Genomic DNA, 3,798 nt, shown 5'->3' on the forward strand with positions numbered 1-3,798 from the left:
TTAAGCAAAACTGGTAGCTTTTGCCAATAGAATTGATTAATTTTTTAATCAATTTTGAGTTTTTTTCTGTATTATCAATCAATCCATTGCCAAAAATATCCCCAATTTCTGCGGATAAAACCGGGATAGTTTTTACTCCATTTTGTACGCCAAAGCGTACAGTGATTTAGGGGTTTTGCGGCTATACGATCGCACCCTTATTTCTTATCATGGGGACATAGAGAGCAGGATGCTCCAGATAAGAACAATAATAGAAACAACAAGGACGCAGGTACGACAGGAGTTATACCGAAAGCATCAAATATGTAAAAAAGCCCAACAGGATGTTGGGCTTTTTTATTGCTTAAATATCTATAACTGAGTATTGATCTGATAACGTGTATTACGTCCACCACCTTCCAATTTGACGATACATTCTTTCTCAAGCAAGTCTGATAAATGGCGAGTAGCTGTTGCCTTACTGATTTTTGCAACCTTTTGATATTGTGATGCACTGATACCATGTTCAAAGCCATTTTCGCCACCGTCTAATAAACGATTGAGGACTTTGCGTTGTTCTTCACTCAGGGCTAAATTTGAATACTTATGCCAAAATTGACTTTTAAACAATGTTCGATTGATCTGCGCTAAGGTTTTTTCAAGGCTATCATTCAATGTATCTAGAAACCAAACGAGCCAATCTGTGATATCAGAATCATTTTTTTGAGTGTGTTCTAATATCTCATAGTAACTTTTACGTTTATTCAATATCGCAGTAGACATGGCATACAAACGGATACTCTGTTCATCCATTTGAGCTAGGGCAAGGTCTGTCAGTGTACGTGTAATACGTCCATTCCCATCATCAAAAGGATGTAGGGTAACAAACCATAAATGGGTAATGCCTGCACGTAAAAGAGGATCAAGCAATGAATCATTCAGACTTTGATTAAACCACGCTATGAATGTATTTAAGCGTTCTTCTAAGCCTTCTCTTGGCGGTGCTTCAAAATGTACTTTAGGATAATCCAATCGACCTGAAACGACCTGCATAGGCTCTGATCCCCGAAGTTGACCAATGCGTAAACGTTGCATTGTCCAATCTGGGTCATTGAAAAGCCAACGATGCCATTGCATGAGACGCTCAACAGTCAATGGTTGCTTAACATCGTTCAGCGCATCTAGCATGATATTGGCTAAACCTTCTGATCGATCTGAGCTTGGATAAGGCTGTTCAAGTGTGACACCTAAGCGTTGAGCTAGAGATGATCGCAATGAAAAAACATTGATGGTTTCGTTTTCAATTGCAGATGAAGCAACAAGATTGGCAAGCAGAGTATCTAGGGTGAACTGTTCTTTTGCTAAATCATGCTGACTTTGCCCAAGAAGAATCCCTATTTTTTGATGTATCTGTCTGGTTTTAGGCAAGATAATTGAATCTAGCCATGTAAAATTTGTCCAGTTTTCTGCTTGCCAGATCCATTCCTGCATTTTCAATCGCTCATCTAAAATTTCAGATGAGTTGAATATAGCATTTATTCGGCTCATATTGTGAGCCGAATGGGATGATTAATCAGCTCATTTTATCTAGGACATTTCTACTTGGAGGCTAACAATCGAATTTCGCATAAGAGATTTTATGTTAAATTACTAACTATAAATTCTATTTAAAACATATATTTATTTAATAGTTATGCCATAGTTTTTCTTATCATATTTAGCTACATAAGGAGCTACTTCGTGATTAATCTTTTTATCACTTTTATCTAGGTATGAAAGTTTTATCGAATCCTCATTATGATGCTCATAATTAATGGCGTATTTATATTCTGAATAAGGATAAAGAGTACCTAAACTATAAGTTTTTTGAGCGCTAATATAAGTTATTTTAAGGTCGGTAATTGGGTAATCAGTCTGATTTTTAATAGAAATATATCCAGTTTTTTCAAATGGCTGGCATCCTATAAGTAGAAATAATACAAGACAGTAAAATAGGCTATTCTTCATTTTGATAGTTCTGTTAAATTGGCCTTATGAGTTTATTAATAACGATAACTTGTGAGATATCACAGCTATTATCTACTTCTGTTATCCAGGAATAATTGTTTTTTTCTAAAGGGTAAGATTGTCCCCCTCCATACGCTGCTTTATCACCCAGAAAATAAGTATCTGAATCTACTTTTAAACTATGAGTTTTACTATCCCAATTTACAGTTTTTGTGGCAAAAATTGGCAGAACTTTAGAGCCATCAGTATGTTGTAGGTATAAACATTTGCCTTCCCTAATAAGCTTAGCTTCACCATAACTTGCATTATCCACTCCACCTGTGTATTTGATGCGTGGAATACTTACATTTGAATCAATTTTTTCTGTAATTGGACTACAGGCTACAAGCGGACTGACTAAGAAAAATACAAATTTTTTCATATATTGAAACCTGTATGAGTATTTAATGCTAGGGTAATTAAAACAAACCATATCAGAATAATTTGGTCATGAATTGTATAAAAATTTATAAAAATAGGTAGGAGGAAAACATGAGCATGAAAATTCAGTTTTATATTTTAGGATTCAGTTTGTTTTTTCTAAATGGCTGTTTTTTCGATACTAATGAAATCAATAACAGCAGCAATAAATCCAATATCGATCCATCAGTATCCGCTGAAAATACTAATATCAAACCTATGAAAAGCGACTATAAGCAATTTTTTATTTTAGCTAAAGATGTAAGGTTTGATCCAAATTTAGCTCAACTAGAAGCAATCTTTCAAGGAAATTTAACTCTTCATAATAATTGCTTATCTATCATAGTAAGAGGTGATAGAGAAACTATGCATACTCTAGTCATACCTAAACAATATGAGGTCTTTTTCGATAATTATAATAAGGTGATAGGTCTAAAAAATATTAAATCAAAAGAGCTTTATAGATTAGGTGAGTCTTTACAATTTTCAGGAATAGCTTTTGATGATGAAAAAATGAAGTTAGGTGAAAAGCTACCTGATTACTGTCCTCCAAGATTCGCTTTACCTGGAAGTATTGAAAAATTAAAAAAATAACTTATTCGTCATTTTAAATCTACAGGCTTAATATTACTTCATAAAGAACAAGGCTTAGTTCTCGTTCTTTATGGATGATTTTTCAAATCATTCAACATAGCATCACGCAGAATTTTGTTCATTCGTGTCTGATAGCCTTTACCTTGAGCCTTTAACCACTGCATAACATCGGCATCAATGCGAACAGTTGTCACTTGTTTAGTTGGCTTATAAAACGGATTTTGAACTGCATTTTTCCAAAAGCTTTCATCAAGTTCAGGAATATCCGAAAAGTCTATTTCACTGTCTGGGCGTTTATCTAATGCCTCAAGTCTTGCCTTTTGTTCTTCAGATAAGACAGGAGGTTTATTCAAATCTACTTTGTACGTAACGGTTTTTTTCATACTGTTTCCTCTCTTTTTTCTCTGCCTGTCGTGCTGAAATAATACGGATATGATCAATCCCATTATGATCTTGTACAGTATGAGCCACTAATAAAACTGTCTGCCCGTGTACGAGACCTATCCGCTTGCCAACGATATTCACCATTTTCAAAGCGATCCTGTTTGAAGACGGCATGAGCATCATAAAAAACCAAGGTTGCATCTTCAAAAGCTACACCATGTTTTTTGAGGTTTGTTTCTGCTTTATGCTCATCCCATGAAAACTCAATTTCCATAGTTGCATCGCTTTTTGTTAATATAAAAATGTTAATACAAAATTGTAAATTTTGCAAAGGTGTTTCATTTTCTATTGGCAAAATCTTACAGAATCGAACAT

Annotated in this window: 5 protein-coding genes and 1 pseudogene; 1 reads left to right on the forward strand and 5 read right to left on the reverse strand. The window is 34.5% G+C overall.

Annotated features, from left to right (window positions below):
• Window positions 1–351 precede the first annotated feature (351 nt).
• The 3 genes from ACK2M2_RS16215 to ACK2M2_RS16225 form a co-directional block, all read right to left on the reverse strand.
• On the reverse strand, window positions 352–1,470 hold the full coding sequence (locus ACK2M2_RS16215; RefSeq protein ID WP_419349890.1) for a Fic family protein: 1,119 nt from the start codon (window positions 1,468–1,470) through the stop codon (window positions 352–354).
• Between the two features lie 189 nt (window positions 1,471–1,659).
• Entirely contained in the window at window positions 1,660–1,986 is a 327-nt protein-coding gene (locus ACK2M2_RS16220; RefSeq protein WP_005098935.1) for a hypothetical protein, read from the reverse strand.
• Window positions 1,987–1,999: 13 nt separating this feature from the next.
• The gene (locus ACK2M2_RS16225; protein ID WP_168387108.1) at window positions 2,000–2,407 is read right to left on the reverse strand and encodes a hypothetical protein; all 408 of its coding nucleotides are present in this window, start codon (window positions 2,405–2,407) and stop codon (window positions 2,000–2,002) included.
• A gap of 110 nt (window positions 2,408–2,517) precedes the next feature.
• On the opposite strand from ACK2M2_RS16225, the gene ACK2M2_RS16230 reads away from it, so the two are divergent.
• The gene (locus ACK2M2_RS16230) at window positions 2,518–3,039 is read left to right on the forward strand and encodes a hypothetical protein (RefSeq protein WP_419349888.1); all 522 of its coding nucleotides are present in this window, start codon (window positions 2,518–2,520) and stop codon (window positions 3,037–3,039) included.
• 68 nt (window positions 3,040–3,107) lie between these two features.
• Here ACK2M2_RS16230 and ACK2M2_RS16235 read toward each other — a convergent pair whose 3' ends face one another.
• Window positions 3,108–3,422 carry a BrnA antitoxin family protein gene (locus ACK2M2_RS16235; protein ID WP_168387107.1) on the reverse strand — a complete coding sequence of 105 codons (315 nt, stop codon included), beginning with the start codon at window positions 3,420–3,422 and terminating at the stop codon, window positions 3,108–3,110.
• Window positions 3,385–3,697 (reverse strand): annotated as a pseudogene (locus ACK2M2_RS16240) (BrnT family toxin). Before ACK2M2_RS16240 ends, ACK2M2_RS16235 begins: the two are co-directional and overlap by 38 nt.
• Window positions 3,698–3,798: the final 101 nt, after the last annotated feature.

The sequence above is a fragment of the Acinetobacter sp. TY1 genome (assembly GCF_048551395.1).
GTDB lineage: Bacteria > Pseudomonadota > Gammaproteobacteria > Pseudomonadales > Moraxellaceae > Acinetobacter.

Excerpts from the sequence above, each read along its gene's own strand:
- ACK2M2_RS16215 (WP_419349890.1), bottom strand. The coding sequence starts at position 1,470 with ATGCAGGAATGGATCTGGCAAGCAGAAAACTGGACAAATTTTACATGG.
- ACK2M2_RS16220 (WP_005098935.1), bottom strand. The coding sequence starts at position 1,986 with ATGAAGAATAGCCTATTTTACTGTCTTGTATTATTTCTACTTATAGGA.
- ACK2M2_RS16225 (WP_168387108.1), bottom strand. The coding sequence starts at position 2,407 with ATGAAAAAATTTGTATTTTTCTTAGTCAGTCCGCTTGTAGCCTGTAGT.
- ACK2M2_RS16230 (WP_419349888.1), top strand. The coding sequence starts at position 2,518 with ATGAGCATGAAAATTCAGTTTTATATTTTAGGATTCAGTTTGTTTTTT.
- ACK2M2_RS16235 (WP_168387107.1), bottom strand. The coding sequence starts at position 3,422 with ATGAAAAAAACCGTTACGTACAAAGTAGATTTGAATAAACCTCCTGTC.